Raw genomic sequence first — 4,120 nt, forward strand, 5'->3', positions numbered from 1 at the left:
TTTTTAATTTTTTTTTTTTTTTTTTTTTTTTTTATTTTTATTTTTTTTTTTGTTTTTGTTTTTTTTATTTTTGGGGGCCCCCCCCCCCCCCCCCCCCCCAACGGTGTAAACAAATGGTATCTAAATCAATACACGTGTTGACCGCCGTTGATAGACATATTAGCTCCTGTGATAAAAGAAGCTTTTTCTGAGGCTAAGAAAGCTACTAGATGTGCTACTTCTTCTGTACCTCCTAACCGCCCTACGGGAATTTGAGAAATAATTTGATTGCGAATATCTTCTCTTACAGCCATTACCATGTCAGTAGCAATGTATCCTGGAGAGATAGTATTTACAGTAATACCTTTGTTAGCTACTTCCATAGCAAGGGTTTTAGTAAAGCCATGCATACCTGCTTTGGCTGCAGAATAGTTGGTTTGTCCAATTTGTCCGCGTTGAGCATTAACAGAGGAGATATTGATAATTCTACCAAAACCGCGTTCAATCATGCCATTGATAACATGGCGAGTACAGTTAAAGACACTGTTGAGATTAGTGTTGATAACCTCATGCCATTGTTCAGGAGTCATTTTGCGGAAAGTGGTATCTCTTGTAATTCCTGCGTTGTTGACTAAAATATCAATAGGGCCAATTTCTTCCTCAATTTTTTTGACCATTCGCCCTACAGATTCGTAGTCTGTTACGTCTGCTTCATAGGCGTCTATCTGGTATCCTTCGGCATGAAGTTTTTCTAGCCATGCTTTAGCTTTGGCGGCGTTGCGATAGTTACCTACTACTCGGTAACCTTCCTCATATAATTTTTTGCACATAGCAGTGCCCAGTCCGCCTGTGGCGCCTGTTACTAAGGCAACTCTTTTTCCGTTTTTGTCCATAAGAATTAAAGTGTTTAGTTTGGTGCTATAAAGTTATATAAACTTTATTATAGTGTCCAAAAAAAAGACAAAAAATTATTATTTGCCTTCGGCTTTAAGAATTGTTTTAATAGTATACAGTATGATTTTCAAGTCCATGGTTAATGACATATTTTCAATGTAAAGTAAGTCATATTTCATGCGTTGCAGCATTTGATCTACATTTTCAGCATAGCCAAACTTGACTTGTCCCCATGAAGTAATACCTGGGCGAACTTGATGGAGCAGGTAGTATTCAGGTGCTTTTTGCACAATTTGTTCAATAAAATGTTTTCTTTCTGGGCGAGGTCCTACTAAGCTCATTTGTCCTATTAGCACGTTCCAAAACTGTGGAATTTCATCTAATCTGTACTTACGCAAGAATCTGCCCACTTTGGTTACACGCGGGTCATTTTCTTTGGAAAGCGCAGGACCGAACTTTTCTGCGTCTACATACATTGAACGAAACTTAATAATTCTGAAAGGTACACCATCTTTGCCTATTCGCTCTTGCGTGTAAAAAGCAGGACCTTTGGAATTAAGCTTGACTGCAATAATCAAAATAATATACAACCAAGAAAAGAAAACTAAAACAAACAGAGAAACAATGATATCTACTAAGCGCTTACTGTTTTTTTCCCAAGAAGGAATCAAACTTTGCTGAATTTCTACTAATGGCGTACCGAGCAGCTGCGTGGTTTTGACATATCCTGCTATGATATCGTATCGGTCAGGGTTGAGTTTAATAGAGATACGCATACTGCGTAATTTGTTAATGATATTGAGCAAATCTTTGGCATGTGTATGTTCAGTGGCTACAATAATGTCTTGTACATCATACTTTTTAACCACGTCCTCAACATCCTCTATTTTACCTAAATAAGGTAGCCTATTTTGTAACTCAGGATGAATGTAATCACTATCAGCAATAAAACCTATGAATCTTTGTCCTAAATCATTTGGGTTTTTTTCTAATTCCAAGTACAAGTTCAAAGCTTGTTCCCCACTGCCGACTAAAATAGTGTTAAACTGGACTTTTTTAGTGATAACTAAGTATTTAGCTATACTATTGACAATCAAACGAAAAGTAGCAACTAAACTAAACTGTACTATAAAGTATGCAAAGTAGGTAAAACGAAAGCGAGTGGTAGTATCTACGGGATCATCTAAAAGGACTGCAAAAAATATAATACCTACACCAATAAGAGTAATTTTTGCTACCTTTATAGTTTCAGTTAGGCGAGATTTGCGAAAAAGAGTTTTGTATAAACCTGTATAAGCATACAATATGCACCAACACGTAGATACCACAATAGCAGGCAAAATAATCTGAAAAGAGACTCCAAATTCTTTGGCTTCAATGTAATGTCTTCGCAAATAATAAAACAATATCCAACCTAAAAAGCTTGCTGAAAAATCTGAAATGAAAAATATAAGAAATGTTACGTATTGCTTGAAACGCTTCATGTATTACGCAAAAATACCAGATTTTTTGTTAGGTGAGCGAAATATGTCTTTTCAAAAAGCAAAGTAAGGAGTTTAGGTAAAAAATTTGCTGTTTCACTCATAATTGCTTACTTTTGTCCAAAAATAAAGTTTATGTGTAGGAATAGTCATGTTTTCATACTGTTCATAAGTGTGTGGATGTCTGTTCAAAATTATGCTTTGGCGCAGCACCAAAAAGTATTCAAGTTCAGGACACATGCTTGGGGTAGCTCAGTAATGGAAATAAAAAATAGGAAGGCTCTAGTTACTCGCAACATCTCTAACGAACAGTTAGAATCTTTTGCTAACCTACAACTTAAAGATGGTAAAGATTCTACTACTTTTCAACCTTTACCTAATTACAGCTATTACATCGATGTCAATGAGCGATTAGAATTGCAGAAAATACCTTTACAAGCCATTGTATATGCATATAATGCTAATGGTAAGCTAACACGTATCCATATTTTTCTCAAAAGTGATTTACATTCTGAAGCAATGAAGGAAGCCGTGGATGCTCGTTTTGGAAAACCTTACAAGGAAGAAAAAGAAGAAGTTAATGACCATGATGGTTATAGAACTATTCGCAGATTTTACTATAAGGCTGATGAGGATACCGAAGTGATTTATCAAATGGTAAAATGGGGAAAAAATGGGCAAGCGGCGTTTATTCCTTACACACTTTCTAATATTACAATGTATTCAAAGTCCCTCACAACTGAGCATGAAGACAAAACAAGCGGTGGATTTTAACGTATACAGTACGAAATTCTCAAAAAGATTAGATATGTCTTTTGCTGGTATGAAGTACATTTGGATTGTAAGTTTGTTTTTAACAGCAGCGTTTAGCGTTAAAGCTCAAAATTCTGGTCAAAAGCGAATTGAAGCCTACAGAGGTAAGTACTGGGGAAGCAGTCCTAATGAGCTTGGCAAAAAGGACTACTGGCGAACAGAATATGAGGCTAATGTTCTTTTTGAAGGTTACGAAGACAAAACGGACCCAAAAACAATTGAAGGTGTCAAAATTATGCACACAGTTTATTTTTACAGAGCAAACAAATTAGCCAAAGTAAAAGTTACCCTTGTAGATGAAAAAGAGGGAGATGCACAGGTTATTTTAGGCTATTTGCAGTCTAAATATGGTGCCGAAACCAGCAAAGTGAACATGTACACAGGTACTACCCAGTACAAGCAAACCAAATACACTTTTGAAACCAAAGAAGGGAATTACATTGAGTATTATATGAACACTTGGTCTGACAAAAGTGTCTTCACTGAAGAATTTGCTCGCATAAACAACCCAATTCGTTCTTATTTTGTTATTTATTCACCAGAAACTCGGGAAGCATTATCAGATTGGTAAAAGCGTATGAAAACTGTAATTAAAATTAACAACAACGGTTCTATTCGTGTAGAGGGCGATTTCGTGCTCGTGGATGCCCAAGGTAAAGAATTTAACCTCAATGGGCGAACTTCTATTGCTTTATGCAGGTGTGGTCTATCTCAAAATCGCCCATTTTGCGATGGTAGCCACAAGGGAAAATTTGAACATATCTGTGAAGCTTTTGAACTACCTCCCTTAAAATAATCCGCACTCATGCCCGCATTTTTCTAAAATGTGGGCTTTTTTATATCAAGTCTTTTTGACAAAGATTAAAAAAGATTAAATTTTAATTTTTTGGGCGTGCCCTTGCCCACACTTCGCTTGCGCTTGTGTGGGCAAGGTCGGCGTGCTACGGGCTACG

General features: G+C 36.6%; 5 protein-coding genes. 3 read left to right on the forward strand and 2 right to left on the reverse strand.

Translation table 11 applies throughout. The features are described from left to right. Positions 1–125: 125 nt before the first annotated feature. Both NZ519_11220 and NZ519_11225 read right to left on the reverse strand, forming a co-directional pair. Positions 126–872 carry a beta-ketoacyl-ACP reductase gene (locus NZ519_11220; protein MCS7029322.1) on the reverse strand — a complete coding sequence of 249 codons (747 nt, stop codon included), beginning with the start codon at positions 870–872 and terminating at the stop codon, positions 126–128. Between the two features lie 78 nt (positions 873–950). After that, positions 951–2,357 (reverse strand): sugar transferase, encoded by a 1,407-nt coding sequence (locus NZ519_11225; GenBank protein MCS7029323.1) that lies wholly within the window; start codon positions 2,355–2,357, stop codon positions 951–953. A gap of 132 nt (positions 2,358–2,489) precedes the next feature. On the opposite strand from NZ519_11225, the gene NZ519_11230 reads away from it, so the two are divergent. The 3 genes from NZ519_11230 to NZ519_11240 are packed head-to-tail and all read left to right on the forward strand — an operon-like array spanning position 2,490 to position 3,963. Continuing rightward, the gene (locus NZ519_11230; protein MCS7029324.1) at positions 2,490–3,128 is read left to right on the forward strand and encodes a hypothetical protein; all 639 of its coding nucleotides are present in this window, start codon (positions 2,490–2,492) and stop codon (positions 3,126–3,128) included. Between the two features lie 49 nt (positions 3,129–3,177). Then, a complete protein-coding gene (locus tag NZ519_11235) occupies positions 3,178–3,738 on the forward strand; it encodes a hypothetical protein (GenBank protein ID MCS7029325.1) in 561 nt (186 codons plus the stop codon). 6 nt (positions 3,739–3,744) lie between these two features. Then, positions 3,745–3,963, forward strand: coding sequence for a CDGSH iron-sulfur domain-containing protein (locus tag NZ519_11240; GenBank protein MCS7029326.1), 219 nt, complete (start codon positions 3,745–3,747; stop codon positions 3,961–3,963). The last annotated feature ends 157 nt before the right edge of the window (positions 3,964–4,120 follow it).

This window comes from Bacteroidia bacterium (assembly GCA_025056095.1).
Lineage (GTDB): Bacteria > Bacteroidota > Bacteroidia > JANWVE01 > JANWVE01 > JANWVE01.

Bases quoted from the DNA above. Each gene is read 5' to 3' on its own strand.
- NZ519_11235 (MCS7029325.1), top strand. From the start codon at position 3,178: ATGAAGTACATTTGGATTGTAAGTTTGTTTTTAACAGCAGCGTTTAGC.
- NZ519_11230 (MCS7029324.1), top strand. From the start codon at position 2,490: ATGTGTAGGAATAGTCATGTTTTCATACTGTTCATAAGTGTGTGGATG.
- NZ519_11225 (MCS7029323.1), bottom strand. From the start codon at position 2,357: ATGAAGCGTTTCAAGCAATACGTAACATTTCTTATATTTTTCATTTCA.
- NZ519_11240 (MCS7029326.1), top strand. From the start codon at position 3,745: ATGAAAACTGTAATTAAAATTAACAACAACGGTTCTATTCGTGTAGAG.
- NZ519_11220 (MCS7029322.1), bottom strand. From the start codon at position 872: ATGGACAAAAACGGAAAAAGAGTTGCCTTAGTAACAGGCGCCACAGGC.